General features: G+C 53.7%; 15 protein-coding genes and 5 pseudogenes. 17 read left to right on the top strand and 3 right to left on the bottom strand.

Annotation, left to right across the window (positions count from 1 at the left end; all coding sequences use genetic code 11):
• Positions 1 to 19 precede the first annotated feature (19 nt).
• Positions 20 to 637, top strand: a complete 618-nt coding sequence (locus OA238_RS23095; RefSeq protein WP_044037462.1) for an SCO family protein — start codon at positions 20 to 22, stop codon at positions 635 to 637.
• Between the two features lie 63 nt (positions 638 to 700).
• Positions 701 to 1,246, top strand: coding sequence for an ActR/PrrA/RegA family redox response regulator transcription factor (locus OA238_RS23090; protein WP_015497075.1), 546 nt, complete (start codon positions 701 to 703; stop codon positions 1,244 to 1,246).
• A 46-nt stretch (positions 1,247 to 1,292) separates the two neighbouring features.
• Here the strand turns inward: OA238_RS23090 and OA238_RS23085 are convergent, their stop codons facing one another.
• Complete coding sequence (locus OA238_RS23085; protein ID WP_015497074.1) at positions 1,293 to 2,168, bottom strand: LysR substrate-binding domain-containing protein; 876 nt, start codon at positions 2,166 to 2,168, stop codon at positions 1,293 to 1,295.
• A gap of 62 nt (positions 2,169 to 2,230) precedes the next feature.
• Here OA238_RS23085 and OA238_RS33105 point away from each other — a divergent pair, with 62 nt between their 5' ends.
• Complete coding sequence (locus OA238_RS33105) at positions 2,231 to 2,395, top strand: hypothetical protein (RefSeq protein WP_187293103.1); 165 nt, start codon at positions 2,231 to 2,233, stop codon at positions 2,393 to 2,395.
• A gap of 98 nt (positions 2,396 to 2,493) precedes the next feature.
• Here the strand turns inward: OA238_RS33105 and OA238_RS23080 are convergent, their stop codons facing one another.
• Positions 2,494 to 3,084 (bottom strand): HD domain-containing protein, encoded by a 591-nt coding sequence (locus OA238_RS23080; protein WP_015497073.1) that lies wholly within the window; start codon positions 3,082 to 3,084, stop codon positions 2,494 to 2,496.
• A 109-nt stretch (positions 3,085 to 3,193) separates the two neighbouring features.
• Here OA238_RS23080 and ahcY point away from each other — a divergent pair, with 109 nt between their 5' ends.
• The 3 genes and pseudogenes from ahcY to OA238_RS35270 form a co-directional block, all read left to right on the top strand.
• Positions 3,194 to 4,582: an adenosylhomocysteinase gene (ahcY, locus tag OA238_RS23075; RefSeq protein ID WP_015497072.1), complete on the top strand. Its 1,389-nt coding sequence runs from the start codon at positions 3,194 to 3,196 to the stop codon at positions 4,580 to 4,582.
• A gap of 376 nt (positions 4,583 to 4,958) precedes the next feature.
• A complete protein-coding gene (locus OA238_RS35275) occupies positions 4,959 to 5,270 on the top strand; it encodes an extensin family protein (protein WP_015497071.1) in 312 nt (103 codons plus the stop codon).
• Positions 5,271 to 5,381: 111 nt separating this feature from the next.
• A pseudogene (locus OA238_RS35270) lies at positions 5,382 to 5,477 on the top strand (helix-turn-helix domain-containing protein); the annotation flags it as partial.
• Between the two features lie 240 nt (positions 5,478 to 5,717).
• Here the strand turns inward: OA238_RS35270 and OA238_RS23070 are convergent.
• Positions 5,718 to 6,694: pseudogene (locus tag OA238_RS23070) on the bottom strand (IS1595 family transposase).
• Between the two features lie 273 nt (positions 6,695 to 6,967).
• Here OA238_RS23070 and OA238_RS23065 point away from each other — a divergent pair.
• The 11 genes and pseudogenes from OA238_RS23065 (at position 6,968) to OA238_RS23010 (ending at position 17,288) form a co-directional block, all read left to right on the top strand.
• On the top strand, positions 6,968 to 7,885 hold the full coding sequence (locus OA238_RS23065; RefSeq protein ID WP_245581378.1) for an AMP-binding protein: 918 nt from the start codon (positions 6,968 to 6,970) through the stop codon (positions 7,883 to 7,885).
• Between the two features lie 73 nt (positions 7,886 to 7,958).
• Positions 7,959 to 8,378 carry an IS200/IS605 family transposase gene (gene tnpA / locus OA238_RS23060; protein WP_015497069.1) on the top strand — a complete coding sequence of 140 codons (420 nt, stop codon included), beginning with the start codon at positions 7,959 to 7,961 and terminating at the stop codon, positions 8,376 to 8,378.
• Between the two features lie 8 nt (positions 8,379 to 8,386).
• Positions 8,387 to 9,247, top strand: a pseudogene (locus OA238_RS23055) (AMP-binding protein); the annotation flags it as partial.
• A 28-nt stretch (positions 9,248 to 9,275) separates the two neighbouring features.
• Positions 9,276 to 10,115: a bile acid:sodium symporter family protein gene (locus tag OA238_RS23050; RefSeq protein WP_015497068.1), complete on the top strand. Its 840-nt coding sequence runs from the start codon at positions 9,276 to 9,278 to the stop codon at positions 10,113 to 10,115.
• Positions 10,116 to 10,188: 73 nt separating this feature from the next.
• Positions 10,189 to 10,608, top strand: a complete 420-nt coding sequence (gene tnpA, locus OA238_RS23045) for an IS200/IS605 family transposase (protein WP_015494130.1) — start codon at positions 10,189 to 10,191, stop codon at positions 10,606 to 10,608.
• 263 nt (positions 10,609 to 10,871) lie between these two features.
• Positions 10,872 to 11,962, top strand: a pseudogene (locus OA238_RS35265) (IS3 family transposase).
• Positions 11,963 to 11,986: 24 nt separating this feature from the next.
• Complete coding sequence (locus OA238_RS23030) at positions 11,987 to 12,415, top strand: DUF1403 family protein (RefSeq protein WP_051076561.1); 429 nt, start codon at positions 11,987 to 11,989, stop codon at positions 12,413 to 12,415.
• 2 nt (positions 12,416 to 12,417) lie between these two features.
• On the top strand, positions 12,418 to 13,035 hold the full coding sequence (gene scpB, locus OA238_RS23025; protein WP_015497065.1) for an SMC-Scp complex subunit ScpB: 618 nt from the start codon (positions 12,418 to 12,420) through the stop codon (positions 13,033 to 13,035).
• A 118-nt stretch (positions 13,036 to 13,153) separates the two neighbouring features.
• Positions 13,154 to 14,002 (top strand): annotated as a pseudogene (locus OA238_RS23020) (transposase family protein); the annotation flags it as partial.
• A 23-nt stretch (positions 14,003 to 14,025) separates the two neighbouring features.
• On the top strand, positions 14,026 to 15,321 hold the full coding sequence (locus OA238_RS23015) for an ATP-binding protein (RefSeq protein WP_015497063.1): 1,296 nt from the start codon (positions 14,026 to 14,028) through the stop codon (positions 15,319 to 15,321).
• 617 nt (positions 15,322 to 15,938) lie between these two features.
• Positions 15,939 to 17,288 (top strand): Fic family protein, encoded by a 1,350-nt coding sequence (locus OA238_RS23010; protein WP_015497062.1) that lies wholly within the window; start codon positions 15,939 to 15,941, stop codon positions 17,286 to 17,288.
• The last annotated feature ends 3 nt before the right edge of the window (positions 17,289 to 17,291 follow it).

Below are 17,291 nucleotides of genomic sequence, written 5' to 3'. Positions count from 1 at the left end.
CAAAGTATGGATATCAATCATGTCTAAGACCTATGCAATCGCCGCTGGTTCAGTCGTTGTCGCTTTATTGGGCGGTGCGTTTCTAGCCACCCAATTTGGTGGAAGTGATGATGTCTTTGCCAATTGCCGCGCCAGCCAGTCTGCAGGGGGTGCAATTGGTGGACCGTTTGAACTGGTCGATGAGAACGGTGTAACCGTCACCGACACGGATGTAATTACTGGCCCCACGTTGATCTATTTTGGTTACACGTTCTGTCCCGACGTTTGCCCGCTAGACAACATGCGAAATGCACAAGCGGTTGATATTCTGGATGCGCAAGGCGTTGAAGTGAAGCCTGTTTTTATCTCAATCGATCCGGAACGTGACACCGTAGACGTGGTGCGCGATTTCACTGACAATTTTCATGACCGGATGCTTGGACTGACAGGGTCACCCGAGCAAGTGCGGGCCGCGTCACAAGCGTATCGAACCTATTATGCCAAGCAAGACAGCGAAGACGAATTCTACCTCGTTGACCATACAACGATGTCCTACCTCGTCTTTCCGGAGCAGGGTTTTCAGGAATTCTATCGCCGCGATGTAACACCTGAGCAGATGGCAGAAAGTCTTTCATGCTTTATTGACGCGGCGGGTTGAGCAGACGATTTGACCGGACAGGGTGTGAGCGCTAGTTCATACGATAACTTGGAAGGACGAATTATGGATCTGCAACCAATCGGCGACGACACATCCTTGCTATTGGTCGATGACGACGAACCGTTTTTACGTCGACTCGCCAAAGCCATGGAAAAACGCGGTTTTTCAGTAGAGACAGCGGATAGCGTGGCTGCTGGCAAAGCGATCGCGACGGCACGCCCGCCTGCATACGCTGTGGTTGACCTGCGACTTGGTGACGGAACTGGCCTTGATGTGGTTGAAACCCTGCGCGAGCGCCGCCCTGAAAGCCGGATCGTTGTCTTGACAGGCTACGGCGCGATTGCAACGGCCGTGGCTGCGGTGAAGATTGGTGCCACGGATTATCTGTCAAAACCTGCTGACGCGGCTGACGTGATGAACGCGCTTTTGACGCCCGAAGGCGCGCTTCCACCGGCGCCTGAAAACCCGATGAGTGCGGATCGTGTTCGTTGGGAACACATCCAACGCGTCTACGAGTTATGCGACCGCAATGTGTCTGAAACAGCCCGTCGTTTGAATATGCACCGTCGCACGTTGCAAAGAATTTTGGCGAAACGTAGTCCGCGTTAAGGGCGATGATCGGCAGGTCTTTTGCGTACACAGCTTGTGAATATTGCTAGATGGCGGCCTCAGCTTTCAGCCACCGAACAAAGACATCGCGTTGTGGCGACACGACTTCTGGGCGGGTAAGAATGTGATAGGCTGCGGCGCTGTTTTCTTCATAACACAGGGCGATGAAGGTTCCCGCGGCGATATGTGGTTCTGCAATCGGCGCAGGTATGACACTGATGCCCAGGCCTGCGCGCGCAGCTTCGCGGGACAATTGATCAGTTTGAAAAACGGTGACGTTTTCCAGCTCAAGGTCAATGTTATTGGCAGCCAACCAAAACCGTTCTTCGGTTTGTGATCGGCCCATCAACCATCGCGTGCCCTTCAGATCACTAAGGCAATCAACCGTGCGGTCTTTCAGGTAGTTTGGCGCTGCCACTGCGACGTGTCCGGCTGCCATCAGTTTGGTCACTTTCGCGCCGGTCCATCCGCCTTTTCCGTACCGCAGGGCGACATCGACATTGTCACGCCGCAAATCGACAAGCTTTCCAGCGGGGAGCAGTTCGAGCTCGATATCGGGGTACATGTCCCAGAATGCGCCAATACGCGGCATCAGCCAATTGGTCGCCAAAGATGGCGTAAGAGCAACGCGGATAGGACGGGTTTTGGACTGATCAAGCAGATCATTAGACGCGACCCCGATGAGACCGAAGGCGTCAGACAGGGCATCAGCGAGTTTGCGGCCCTCGGCCGTGACGGACATGCCGCGCCCCTGTCGCTGCATAAGCGATTGACTGAAATGATCTTCAAGCGCGCGCACGTGCTGTCCGATGGCAGCGTGGGTCACATTGAGGTCACGCGCCGCAGATGAAAAACTGCGGTGCCGTGCTGCAGATTCAAACGCGCGAAGGGCAGCGAGGGACGGGATGTCATGCCAGTTCATTTGAAAGTTTGGCTAACACGTATAAATTCTTCCTGACTAGGGAAAATCGCATGGAGGCCGATATGCTTACTTTACTTGCAGACGCAATGTTCACAGCGATGCTTAATAAACGGCGTGGTGGTATTCCTGAACACCTTAAACCGCATGCGGACCGTTACGTGCCAGACCATGAACGCAAACGGACCCAAGCCAGATTTTCGCACAACCCATACCGTGATCTTTGGTAGGGTTCGCGCGGGCAGTTTTTCCCTGAGGGGCGCCCGCGCACCATAAAGTGATCAGTTTTGCGATGCGTTACCGCCCCTCATATTACGAGTTTCAAACGTCATAACTGGTTCAATAGTTCGGCATGGCGACGGGTAAAATCGTGACGCACTTCTATCGGCGCACGCAGACGAATTTGCGCGGTTTCAGCAATGTCAGGGTCTGGCTTTCCAAAGAATTTGTCAGCCTCGGCGACGGTAAAGCCTGCGATCTGAACGGCCTCAAGCCAAGCGCTGATCTTATCGGCTTTCTTGATCTGTTTCTTGACCGCAACCGGTACCTGAGCGGGCAGCCCGAACCGAATGTGAATCGCGGCCATCAAACGGTCATCAAGTGTTTCATACCCGGGTCCAACGGCGGCCTTAACGGGGCTGATCATATCACCAATCACGTATTCCGGCGCGTCGTGCAGCAGCGCGGCGAGCCGCCATTTAATCGGTGCTTTGGGATTCATTCGCGCAAATATATCTTCCACCAGTAGCGAGTGTTCGGCGACAGAATACGCGAAATCACCTACAGTCTGCCCGTTCCAACGCGCAACAAAGGCAAGCCCGTGCGCAATATCTTCGATCTCAATATCCATCGGGGTTGGGTCCAGCAGATCTAATCTGCGACCCGACAACATTCGCTGCCACGCACGGGGTTGTTTCATTGGCCACTCTCCACAATCGAACCGCGACCCTAAGGCGACCCAACCAGCATTGTCGAGACCAGAAGACGATGCTATGAAACGTGGAATTTTATCGTAAGGAGTGCGGCCCATGGCCAAGGATTACATAGTTAAAGACATTACACTTGCAGCATTTGGCCGCAAAGAACTCGACATTGCTGAAACCGAAATGCCGGGCCTGATGGCGTGTCGTACCGAATTTGGCACAACCAAGCCGCTAAAAGGCGCGCGGATTGTTGGATCGCTGCATATGACGATCCAGACAGCGGTGTTGATTGAGACCTTGGTAGAACTTGGCGCAGATGTGCGCTGGGCATCTTGCAACATCTTTTCCACGCAAGACCACGCGGCAGCAGCGATTGCTGAAGGCGGAACGCCTGTGTTTGCGATCAAGGGCCAGTCACTGGAAGAGCATTGGGATTACCTCGACAAATCGTTCGCATTCCCGGATGGCGCGAACATGATCCTCGACGATGGCGGCGACGCTACGTTGTACATTTTGTACGGCGCGCGCATGGAAGCTGGCGAAGATCTGCTGCCTGTGCCGCAGTCCGAAGAGGAAGTCGCAATCAAGGCGCAGATCCTAAAACGTATCGCAGAGACACCCGGTTGGTTCGCCAAGACCAAAGCCGACATTCAGGGCGTGTCCGAGGAAACAACGACAGGTGTTCACCGCCTGTATGATCTGCACAAGAAGGGTGAGCTGCCGTTTCCTGCGATCAACGTGAACGATTCTGTGACCAAGTCGAAGTTCGACAATAAGTATGGCTGCAAGGAATCGCTGGTCGACGGTATTCGACGTGCAACAGATACGATGATGGCCGGTAAGGTTGCCGTCGTGATGGGTTACGGCGATGTCGGCAAAGGGTCTGCTGCATCCCTGTCTGGTGCTGGTGCACGCGTGATCGTCACCGAAGTCGACCCGATCTGTGCACTTCAGGCGGCGATGGACGGATTTCAGGTCACGACGTTGGATGATGTCGTTGAAACAGCTGATATTTTCGTCACCACGACGGGCAACAAAGACGTGATCCGTATCGAACATATGCGCCGCATGAAAGACATGGCGATCGTCGGTAACATCGGTCACTTCGACAACGAAATTCAGGTTGCAGCGCTGAAGAACCACAAGTGGACCAACATCAAAGAACAGGTCGACATGATCGAGATGCCGAATGGCCATCGCCTGATTCTGTTGTCCGAGGGACGTTTGTTGAACCTTGGCAATGCGACGGGCCACCCGTCGTTTGTGATGTCCGCTTCGTTCACCAATCAAGTTCTCGCGCAGATCGAATTGTGGACCAAGGGTGACGAATACCAGCCCGGCGTTTACATCCTGCCCAAACATTTGGACGAGAAAGTTGCGCGTCTGCATCTTGATCGCATTGGCGTGAAGCTGTCCAAACTTGATGCGGAACAAGCGGCTTATATCGGCGTGTCCCCAGACGGTCCGTTCAAGCCCGAGCACTACCGCTACTAACACGATGTGAAATACATAACGGTGACGCCGATCCAACTGGGTCGGCGTTTTCGTTGGTGGGGTCGGAATTTCGCATTAAGTTCCAACGCGAAAAGTAGGGCCTACCCGTGTAACCAGATGATCCAATAGACAATGAAGCAACCGATGCCCCAAAGGCCAAACGCCGTGTATCGCGCTGTGCAATCTTTGGATCTGTCAGCAGCACCGTGGTTTCTTTGGTGGCCGTAGGGACAATTCTTGCAGAATTCTTGGCACTGTTTCACCCAGCCTCACCGTTACCACCAGAATAGAATCCAACTGTCCAGTTGGACGTAGCACATCCTGTCACACTGCTGACCATGTCAAAGCTACGAATGGTGCTGAGCGATGCCGCGCGGTGTTGGCGCGAGCAGCACAAGTGTCCGTCATGAGCCCGCTGGGGACGTCGGAAAAATGTCATATCCACAACCGGATCGCGCTGTCGGCAGTAAGGTCGGCCCGCATGAACCGCGTTGAAACTTCCTGCGCGACAGCGCTTCGGCTGGCGATGTGGGAACACCACGCTGTCCAGCCCGCTGCGCGTGAAGTCCTAGGGAGGCAAGCCGTGATTTTTCGTCAGATTGGCAGTTACAATTGCCGTCCTATTGCACAGCACGTGTCGCCAGCAATCGTTGGCGCACCCATTCCAAGGCTGACTCGATTGACATAACAGGGTTTGATGTATTGGACGGTGTAGCCGCAAAGTTAGAATGTCCCACATCTGTAGATTAGAAGTGTCATAATTCCGTGTTTTTAAAGCAGGATTCGTAACTGATGCACAATGAAAGACATATTGAGTGCGAAGATGGCTGTGGACAGGATCACTGCTGAGATCGGCAGGCACCGTTCGACTGTGCACCGTGAGATCAAACGGAACAAACCGCCCCCCTCTATTCACTCTTGGGTGACAGTATCTCGCAGTCTGAACCAAATGCTTTAAAAGTAGTCTTAGGATAATTGTATCATGACTTGCCAAGAGGCTTATCCCTTTTAGTCCGGTTGCGCCACATGTTGACGCGGCGCAGAATCTTGCCCTTGTGGCTTTAGAGGCGGATCGGATCAGTTTGTAATGTCTGGTGGGTTTATAGGGCGTGGCTTTTGCCGTGAACGAGGGCCTTCAGGCGCGCTGTTTAACAAAATCACGATATGTCGCTGGCCCGAGACCAACACCGATCCCTAGCAGCGTGTCGAAGCCGCTTCGCATGTGTCGCCGTCGGTTCCAGCGGAACACGAATTAGTCAAGATAGCGTTGCAGATGGCACTTTCTGAGGCCGTGGAAGACGCCTTTTGCCCGCGTTTTCAGGTTGGAGAACACGCGGTGGACCCAGTGGAGTATGTCGCGTGCCTTTTTGCCGCTGACGACCTTCGCCTCATGCGTGTTTGCAGGCGGATTTTCGTAACCGAGCCAGCCGTCCGTGATGATGTGAGCGCCAGGCTCAACAGCCTGACCAATGAACCCGTGCAGCGTCTTTGACGCGCCGTCGGGAATGTGTTTCATCCTGATACGGCGCGGATGTCCGTCACTTGATAACTCGACGGCACAGACGACAAACATCTTTCCAACCGGGCTCCGCCCACCCTTTGGCCGGTCCTCGGGATCATGCCGGGACCGGAACGGCATCTCTGTTTCATCGATTTCGACAAGGTCTTTCAGGGGGTTGCGGTCAGGGTTGACCATCGACCGCCGCAGCTTTTGCAAGAGGAGGTCGCCGAGAAGCGCCATCGGTCCGAGCGACGATGGCGACCCGTCTTGTAGCTGCCAAGGCCAAGTTGCGCCTGAAGTTGCAGCGCTGACATGCCGTTGGAATGGCTGGTGATGATGTGCGCGGCAAGAAACCAAATTCGCAACGGCAAATGGCTGCTGTGCATTACCGTGCCAGCCGTCACGGATGTCTGCCGTGCGCAACCGGCACATTCCCAAGTCGCGCGATTTCGCTTTAACGGCCAGCCCTTGCAGGTGCCACAGGAAGGACAGACGAAGCCCTCAGGCCAACGATGTTCCACCAGATAATGCGAACACGCTTCCTCATCAGAAAACCTGGCGTCGAACGCGGGGCGGGACATGGGTTTGTCGTTTTTCCATCTGGCTGGCATGGGAAGAACAATACCAGAACACTCTAGATTGGCAAGCCGCTTCGCACTACATCAGGTGCCGCCGGAGCAAAGGGGATAAGCCTTACTTGCCAATTTGGCTTGCTTTAATTCATTCTGCAAAAAACATGCGTTTAAAATCAAAAGTTGGTGTTGTGTGGTTTTCAAATATTTAGACCCATAAAAGTTTGACGTTTAATAACTTTCATGTCGCGAAAATCTTTGCATATACGCACGATGAGTCTGTAGAATGTTTCTATTATCTTGGGAGGGATTATGAGCCAGCCAATTCATCCGTGGACCGCGTATTACGGTCCGTCTATGCGCGCCGAGATTGAGGCCGCACAGTTCCGAACCATCGGCGACATGGTGAGCGCTGCGTCGCACCTCTATAGTGGTAAGACAGCGTTTACGGCCTGCCTGCCGAACGGAATGAATGGCTCGCTTACCTTCAAACAGGTTGACGAGATGTCAGATGGCCTCGCCGTCTATCTGCGCGAAACGGCGGGTCTCAAGCAGGGTGACAGGGTTGCGATCCAAATGCCCAACGGTCTGTCCTTTCCGGTGGCGGCCTTTGCGGTCTTGAAGGCGGGCTGCGTCGTCGTAAACGTCAATCCGCTCTATACGGCCGAGGAAATGGCACACCAGTTTGCGGATGCCGAACCCCAGGCCCTGATTGTGGTGGACATTTTTGCCGACAAGCTGACCCAAGCCCTCAAGGGTCATCCCATTCCCAATATCATCGTCACCCAAGTGGCCGAGTTTTTCCCCGCCATGCCGCGCGGTATCGTGCGGCTGGTGCAAAAACACTGGGACCGCACGTTGGCCCCGATCACCTTGCCCCATATCCGTCTGCCCGATGCGATTGAGGCAGGACACCAGCAAAGCGCCCGCAAAAGCATCGCTGTCGAAGGGTATTCCAGCGTACTGTCGCCCGACGATATCGCCTGCCTGCAATATACCGGCGGCACCACGGGCGTGCCCAAAGGCGCAATGCTGACCCACGGCAACCTGATGATGAACATGGAACAGACCATGGAGATGATCAGCGACGGCGTGGAAAAGGGACGCGAGGTCGCGCTGACCGCTCTGCCACTTTATCATATCTTCGCATTTACGGTGAACCTGCTCGGATTTTACTTTCCACAAACGGGATTAAAGCCACCGGCTTCCAGCCGGTCCGCTTCAGCGTAATGTACTATAATCTTCCTTCTCATTTTTAAGACCCCGCGAAGCGGTAAGGGTCTTAAAAATGAGAGGGAAGATTATGATCTATTCCACAGGAAGCCATACCAAATTTTATCACCGATTTCACGTCGTCTGGACAACAAAATACCGATACAAAGTTATGCGCGGTGAAATGCGTGAGCGTATCCGTGAAACCATTATCCAAACATGCCAAGAACTTGGCGTGCATATTGAGACGGGCGTATTGTCGACCGATCACGTCCACATGTTCATATCGGTCCCGCCTCAGATAGCTTTGTCAAAGGTGATGATGCGGATCAAGGGACGCTTGTCTTATAAGATACAGCGCGAGTTTCCCGAACTGCGCAAACGGTACTGGGGCCAGCGGTTTTGGGCTCGCGGATTTTTCTCAACAACCAGCGGCAATGTCACTGACGCTGTCATACTTCAGTATCTTGAATTACATTCAAAAAGGGAACCTACCGGCGCCAGCCGGTAGTCGTTCAGTACCTTGGTGCGCGCAACGTGTTGATCCCCAACCCGCGCCCCTTATCCAACCTCAAACGTGCGTTCGAAAACTATCCGATCACATGGATGAGCGGCGTGAATACGCTGTTCAATGGGCTGAGCAATGAGGTGTGGTTTCAGGATTCCCCACCGAAAACGCTGAAATTTGCATCTGCTGGCGGTATGGCGCTGCAAAGCTCTGTTGCGGAACGTTGGGAAGACGTGACAGGCAAGCCTGTGCTGGAAGGGTACGGGCTGACGGAATCCTCGCCTGTCATCACTTTCAACCCACTTGGCAAAACGCGCCCGAATTCAATCGGCATTCCCGTGCCTTCAACCCAACTGCGGTGTCTGGATGACGACGGCAACGAGGTGGCGCAGGGCAAGGCCGGCGAACTGGCCGCACGCGGTCCGCAGATCATGAAGGGCTATTGGAACAAGCCCGACGAGACCGCCAAAACCATGCGCGGCGATTGGCTGCTGACGGGCGACATCGGGGTCATGGACAGCGACGGCTATTTTTCCATCGTTGACCGCAAGAAGGACATGGTGCTGGTGTCGGGCTTCAACGTCTACCCCAACGAGATCGAGGATTGCCTTGCCCGTCATCCCGGCATCATGGAGACGGCAGTGATCGGGGTGCCGGATGGTGCTTCGGGCGAAGCGGTCAAAGCCTTTGTCGTGCTGCGTGACGCGACGCTGACCGAGGCCGCGATCCGCAGCTACTGCAGAGAGCATCTGACCGGTTACAAAGTCCCAAAATCGGTAGAATTCCGCGATGATCTGCCGAAATCGAACGTTGGAAAAATCCTGCGCAAGGATTTACGCGCCCAAGACACAGCGATGCGCGACGCATCCTAAGGTCACTCAATACAGGTAGATACGCAATATGGTCGGACCACTGGAACAGGCAATCCTCGCGCTGATGATCTTTGTGATCATGCTGGGCATGGGCGCGTCGCTCACGCCACGCGATTTCATACTGGCGCTCAAGCGGCCTTACGGGCTGATGATCGGGATTGTGTCGCAATACGGGTTCATGCCGTTCATCGGGTTTCTACTGGCGCTCACCCTACCGGTGTCAGATCCGGTCAAGATCGGCATTTTGATCATGTCGTGTATGCCCGGCGGCACGACGTCCAACATTTTCACATATTTTTCAAAGGGGAATCTCGCGCTGTCGGTGCTGATGACCGTGACCTCGACCATATTTGGCGTGGTGCTGATCCCTATCGTGCTGGTGATCTATGCTGGCGCGCTCGACGTGGATATCCCGCGTGAAAACATCATCGCGACGCTCGTTTTGCTGTTGGTGCCTGTCGCCATCGGCATGGTGCTGCGCAAGCTTAATGCCAATGTGGGGGCGGTGACGGAATTCATGGGTTCGATGCTTGCGATTTTCTTTATCGCGTTTCTGATCGTATCGTGGATTCCGCGCAATTTTGCTTTCCTGATGGAAACAGGTTGGGCGACTTATGCAGCCTCTATTGCGCTTGGGATAATTGGCATCACCGTCGGTTATCTGTTCGCCAAGGCCCTGAAACTTCATCCGCGCAACGCCCGCACCGTGGGTCTTGAAACAGGCATTCAGAACGGGCCTCTGGCCATCGCAATCATCGCGTTCACTTTTTCAGGGGTCGAACAGCAGTCGGTCAACGCGGTCCCTGTGCTTTACTTTCCACAAACGGGATTAAAGCCACCGGCTTCCAGCCGGTCCGCTTTAGCGTAATGTACTATAATCTTCCCTCTCATTTTTAAGACCCCGCGAAGCGGTAAGGGTCTTAAAAATGAGAGGGAAGATTATGATCTATTCCACAGGAAGCCATACCAAATTTTATCACCGGTTTCACGTCGTCTGGACAACAAAATACCGATACAAAGTTATGCGCGGTGAGATGCGTGAGCGTATCCGTGAAATCATTATCCAAACATGCCAAGAACTTGGCGTGCATATTGAGAAGGGCGTATTGTCGACCGATCACGTCCACATGTTCATATCGGTCCCGCCTCAGATAGCATTGTCAAAGGTGATGATGCGGATCAAGGGACGCTCGTCTTATAAGATACAGCGCGAGTTTCCCGAACTGCGCAAACGGTACTGGGGCCAGCGGTTTTGGGCTCGCGGATTTTTCTCAACAACCAGCGGCAATGTCACTGACGCTGTCATACTTCAGTATCTTGAATTACATTCAAAAAGGGAACCTACCGGCGTCAGCCGGTAGTCGTTCAGTCATTGTTCATCGTGATTGTATCAACATTGGTCACGCTCTACTTCAGGCGTGCGAATACGGCGGCGGAACAGAAGATGCCTGATGGGTTGTTGTGATAGCCTGCACCGGTAATTCCAGACCTTGAAACACGACCTGTTGCGGCACAGAACATCGGCGAAGTTGGCTCTCACCTACCATTCGCCGCATATGGAATTGGTCTGGTAAAATTGGACAGCGTGCTGAGGTGTATCCAACATGATTGAATGGATACGAGAATGACGAAGCGAGGGAACTTTTCAGACAAGTTTAAAGCTGCTGTGGCGCTTGAGGCGCTGCGTGGCGACAAGACAGTTCAGGAGATTGCAGCCAAGCGCCAGCTTCACCCGACGCAGGTGAGTACGTGGAAACGGCAGGCGATTGAAGGCATGGCCGGGGTGTTTTCGGACAAGATCAAGAAGGCTGAGAATAAAGACGGCGAGATCAAAGAACTTCACGCCAAGATCGGCCAGCTTGCGGTGGAGAATAATTTTTTGTCACAAGGGCTTAAGGGATGAGCCCGTGTGAACGCCGTGAGTTGATCCGTAAAGAGAACCCAGACTTGAGCCTGACGCGCCAGTGTAAGCTGCTCAAGATCAGCCGTTCCTCGATCTATTACACGCCTATTGGCTTTGATCAGGCGACGATTGAGCTGATGCATGAGATTGATCGGATATTTACGAAGTATCCGTTCTTTGGCAGCCGCCAGATCGCGGCGTATCTCCCCCAATCAGGGCCCTCGGCGGGACGGCACCGCATACGTCGTTTGATGGCCATCATGGGGTTGCAGGCCATCTACAAGGGGCCGAACACCAGCAAGAAGCACCCCCAGCACAAGGTCTAGCCATACTTGCTGAGGAAGTTGGCAATCACACGCCCCAATCAAGTTTGGTGCAGCGACATTACTTACATCCCCGTCAAGAACGGCTTTCTATATCTGGTCGCAATCATGGATTGGGCAACCCGTAAGGTTCTGACGTGGCGGTTCTCAAATACGTTGGATGCCAGCTTCTGCGTTGAGGCGCTGGAGGAGGCCATCGCCAGATATGGGAAGCCGGAAATAATGAATACGGATCAGGGCAGCCAATATACGGGCACAGGTTGGATCACGACGCTGACCAAGGCCGAGATCAAAATCTCGATGGATGGCCGAGGCCGATACCTGGACAACATCTTCATCGAACGGCTCTGGCGGTCCCTGAAGCAGGAGGCAGTCTATTTGCACGAGATCACAAACGGCTTCCAAGCGAAACGGATCATTGACGGCTGGATCGGCTTCTACAACACAGAGCGCCCTCTGAGAACGCCAGTGGAATACTGCACCACGTAGCGGCTGGATTATTCGGCGGCATTGATGTTTGCGGATCTTACGCTGGCCCGCGCGGTTGGGTGGGGCCGGCCCGTGCCGTTATTGGCGACCCATTTGGCCCGTAGGGATATCCTTGTGATCGCGGACGGGGAGGACGATGTGTTGCCTCGTGTTCATCTCGCCATTCTTGCGGCCTGCGATGGAGTGATCCGCAAAGCGGCGGATTTGGATCGACGCGCCGCCAAGGTGCAGATGATTGCGCCAAAACTGCGGGCCAAAGGGTCGGACGAAGCGCTAGCCTTGTTTCTGAGCCATGATGCGGTGTCGTCGTCGGGGATGTTAAGCCCGACAATCAAAGGCACGTCGGTTACGATGACCGACCGCGCGGCGCGGCGGTTGTGTGATCGGCTGGTGGAACTGGGCGTTGTGCGTGAGCTCACCGGGCGCGCCACGTTCCGGTTGTACGGGGTGTGAGCATGGCAAAGGAAACGCCCCCGCTCGACACTGATTTGGAAGATTTGCCGCCAGAATTGCGCTGGCGGGAATGGATGGGACGCATTGAGGCGGTGATTTTCGCAAGCGCAACCCCGGTGCCGCGGGCGGATCTGGCGAGGGTTGTGGGACAGGGGGTGTCGGTCGATTTGTTGATCGAGGATATCCAGGCGGAGTTGGCGAACCGCTCCTTTGAAATTGCCTGTGTCGCTGACGCTTGGTTGATGCGGACGCGGGTGCAATTTGCCGATGCCGTCAGGGCGGCGGCGGATGTGGGTGACCAACTGACGGATTTGAATGAATTCGAAGTCGCTGTGCTCGCTTCGATTGCCTATCATCAACCGCTGACCCGTGACGGGCTGAAGGATATTTTCGGCAAAGACATCAGCCGCGATCTGATTGGACGATTGCGGGCGCAAGAGTTGATCACCACGGGTCCGCGTAGTCCGAGGGCAGGAGCGCCGTATACTTATGTGACGACGACACATTTCCTTGTGGTGTTTGGGATGGGCAGCCTGCGTGATTTGCCCGATCGCGAAGAACTTGAGGATGCTGGTTTGGCGAGTTGGCACACGAAAGTCCCTGTAGTGTGCAATTGGTGAGGTTTCTAATGATCAAATGGTTGAATAAGTTCAGATAGATGTGAGACAAAATTTTGTTGCCAAGATTTAGGCGACCTCGGAGACTGAGAATTGAAAGAAACCAGCTCACGAGGCCAATATGCAAATCATCGGACTGCACAAGAACGTTTATAAACTTTATGCTTGGGCGCGGACACAAGAATGTTTGGACGTGTACCGTATCAAATACGAATGTCAGGTTCGGCAATGGGACGACTTACGTACAGAGGGCGTTTCTCTATCAAAGTGCGCTGAATTCGTCGGCATCTCGCGCGCGACATATTACCGTCACAAGCGTATTTTGAAGGATTTGGCGCAGGCAATCATACCGCCTTCAAAGGCTCCCAAACGCTGCAACAAGTCACAGTGGGGCGAGGCAGAAAAGCAATTGGTGCTTGAGGCCCGCCGCGACAATGAAACCTACGGTAAGGAGAAAATAGGGGCCATCTTGCGTCGCGACAAAAAGCAAACCATGAGCGATAGCACCGTGGGGCGCATTTTGAGCTTTCTAAGGAAAAAAGGCCTGATCACACGATCAAGATCTGCGCCCCAAAAGCGCAAGCGTAATTTTTCCAAGGGGCATGCCAAGGGATGGAAATATAGGGATTACAAAGATATTGTGGTTGGCGAGCGTGTGCAGATCGATCATATGACTGCCACGAAGAACGGCGTCACGTGCAAACACTTTCAAGCCTGGGAGAGGTGTAGCAAGCATATCCACGCGCAAGTTTATTCGAATGCCACTGCACGCTCTGCCAAACGGTTTTTGCAAGAACTCGTGGAAATAGCTCCCTATAAGATCATCTCAATTCAAGTCGATGGCGGGTCTGAGTTTATGGCCGATTTTGAGACAGCGTGCGAACAGATGGAGATCCCGCTCATTGTGCTGCCGCCAGCAAGGCCAAAATACAACGGTGGTGTCGAGCGCGGTAACCGCACCTTCCGCAAAGCTCGAAAGGGAAATATTGGCCCATGAGTGATACAGAAGACTATCTGCCAAGACATCTCATTCCAGAGCTGGAAGACGCGATCGCATCAGCGCGTGTGGTTAACCTCATCGGCCCGAGGCAGGTTGGCAAGACGACACTTGTCAGAGACTTGTTTGGCAATGGCCGTTTTATCACTTTGGATGACGCTGCGGTCTTGGCCGCCATTGAAGCGGACCCAGAAGGGCAGCTCACCAGTCTGATGGAAAACCTGCACCACGCACCGCTTATCATCGATGAGGCTCAGCGGTCTAAAAAGCTGGCTCTGGCAATTAAGAGGGTAGTCGATACCGATCGGCGCAAGGGGCAATTTGTACTTACCGGATCCTCCAATGTATTTGCGACCACTGACGTCGCTGACTCGCTTGCGGGCAGGATGCGCACACTTAAGCTCTGGCCCCTGACAGCTGCCGAAGTCAAAAGAGCACCTGTCAGCCGGCTAATGGATTGGGCGATGCAAAAAAACCCGAGGCTAGGACAAGTGGCCGATCCAGAGCCAGTCAGTCGAAGTGACTACATTGATCTCATTCTGGAGGGTGGTTTTCCGGAAACCAGAACGCTGCCGCTCAGATCCCGTCAGCGGCAGTATCGGGACTATATCGATGCGGTGGTTGAGCGTGATGTGGCAGATATCACGCCGGTTCGAAAGCCAGATGCCTTGCGCATCCTGATAGACCAGATGGCGGTGCGGTCGGCTCAAGAGATCAATGCGTCCGAACTTGCCAAGCTGACCAAGCTGACCAAGCTGCAACGCGTTACGGTTGAACAATATCTGGACATCTTGATACGGTTATCGATGCTCACTAAGCTGGGCGCTTGGACCTCGGGTGAGGGCAAGCGGAAAATCAAGAACCCAAAATATCACTTCGCAGATTCAGGCATAGCCTGTGCCTTGCGTGGTTTCACTGAAGATACCTTCACCATCGACAATAATCCGCAAGCCCTCGGCGGTCTGCTTGAGAGCTTTGTTCTGAACGAGATCCAGCGTGCCGTCCCAATGCAGGATGCTGACTACCGGCTCTATCACTGGCGCAGTGCAGACCAGCGGGAGATTGACATCCTGGTCGACGGAGGCAGCCATCTGGTCTGTGTCGAGGTCAAAGCTTCTGCATCGGTCAGCGGTGATGACTTCAAACATCTCAAATGGTTCTCAAAAGACGGACCCGGTCGCAGCAGGACGTGTACAGGGATCGTATTTTATTTGGGTCAGGAAAAACTCACCTTTGGTGATAGAAATTTTGCTCTTCCGGTGAGCGCTCTTTGGAGCGACATCGATGCTTAGGTTTCTATATCAAGCCGCATAATACCACAGGCCAGGGCCGTTGGTATAAGTTTGTGCCCGTCTTTCATGGCCTGCAAGGGCGTTCTGCTCTGAAGAGTAGACTGCGTGAGGTGTTGATTATAGGGCAACGCGGGTTCAAATCACCCCGCCAAGCGCAACGCTTTCTTTGTGTACATGATCAGGTGTAGCGCGACAATTTAGATGAGAAGAGCGCGACAATCAGGTCCAAACAATCTTCCGCCCTCACCGCCACAAACTATCCGCCCCTGGGTGTGCATGCGGGTGTATAGTGATGTCATTGGCAGTCCCTCTCGAGTAACCCTTTTCACGATTTTTTTGTTTTAGGAACACATTTCATGTGTTAGGAACGTTTTTCAGGACACCTTGCCTTTGGTGACGATATTCGCACAGGAGAAACGAAAATCAGCGCTCAACCGGCAGAAATTCAATTTTCAGGGCCCGTGAATACAATTCACCAACGAAGGTTACCAGAGAACGCTATTCCCGCAGGCTATGGTGCGCTTATTGACGCCTATTCCCTCATAGTCCCTATCCCACACCAACTCTCCGCGATCGGAGATCGGCACCGCGTTGTGATTTCGGATGAATGGCGCATCATGACACCGCGCCATGAACCCCAAGCTTCACTACGTGGTCATCTGACATTCGCTCTAAAATATGAAGGGCTCGATCTCGCTATCCTCAAACGTTTGTTTGAAGCTGTTGGCGATGAGCCGATCATCGCATGGGTCAGTGATGAACCCAATGGTAGTTATGCGAGGAGGGTTTGGTTTCTCTATGAATGGCTCATCCAAACGCAGATCGGTCTGGAGGACGCAGCAGGCGGACGCTACGCGCAAGTGCTGGACGACCGACTTCAATATGGTTCGACCGATTCAAACTCGTCACGGCATCGGATAAAGAACAATCTGCCCGGGACGCCAGACTTCTGTCCTCTGGTGTTTCGCACGCCGGAGCTTGAAGCTTTCTGCGCGATGGACCTTGCGCGTAGAGCCCAACAGATCGTCGACGAAGTGCCCCGCGATCTTTTGGCGCGTACAGCCGCATTTTTGCTACTGAAGGACTCTCGATCCAGTTACGCCATTGAAGGCGAACGCCCCCCCCAAGATCGTATTCAACGTTGGGGCCGCGCCATTGGCGAGGCAGGCCGACAGGCCCTTGATCAAAACGAACTGCTCCGTCTCCAACAGATTGTCATTGGGGATGACCGTTTCATAAAATTGGGCTTCCGACAGGAAGGCGGCTTTGTCGGATCGCATGATCGCGAAAGCCAGATGCCTCTTCCGGACCACATAAGCGCCAAGCATGAAGATCTGGACAACTTGATTGCCGGCATGGTCGCGTTTGATCGCACGAGTGGACAAACTCTAGATCCAGTGATTGCCTCTGCTGTGCTCGCGTTTGGCTTTGTCTACATTCATCCGTTTGAGGACGGGAACGGGCGTCTGCACCGATACATCTTCCACCATGTTTTGGCCGAGCGGGGATTCAATCCGCCAGGTGTCGTATTCCCGATCTCGTCAGCAATCCTTGAACGGATAGATGACTATCGTGCTGTCCTCGAAAGCTATTCAGCACGGCTTCTGCCGTTCATCGAATGGACGCCAACTGACAAATTCAATGTCGAAGTCGCAAATGAGACGGGCGATTTTTACCGCTTCTTTGATGCAACGCCACATGCTGCGTTTCTCTACAGCTGCGTCCAAAAAACGATCGAAGTTGACCTCCCCTATGAAACAGAATTCCTCCGTCGCCACGACCAGTTCCGCGCAGCCATAGACGACAGGTTCGACATGCCCACGCGCACCGTCGATCTTTTGTTCCGTTTCTTGCAACAGAATAACGGCCAGCTCTCTGCCAGAGCACGTGGCAAGGAATTTGCAGCCCTTACTGATCACGAAGTCGAACGGGTCGAGAACATTTATAGCAATTTCAATGCTTCCTGAGGT

The sequence above is a fragment of the Octadecabacter arcticus 238 genome (assembly GCF_000155735.2).
Classification (GTDB): Bacteria; Pseudomonadota; Alphaproteobacteria; order Rhodobacterales; family Rhodobacteraceae; genus Octadecabacter; species Octadecabacter arcticus.
The sequence above is the reverse complement of the archived record's forward strand: the minus strand, read 5'-3'. Positions and strand labels throughout refer to the sequence as shown.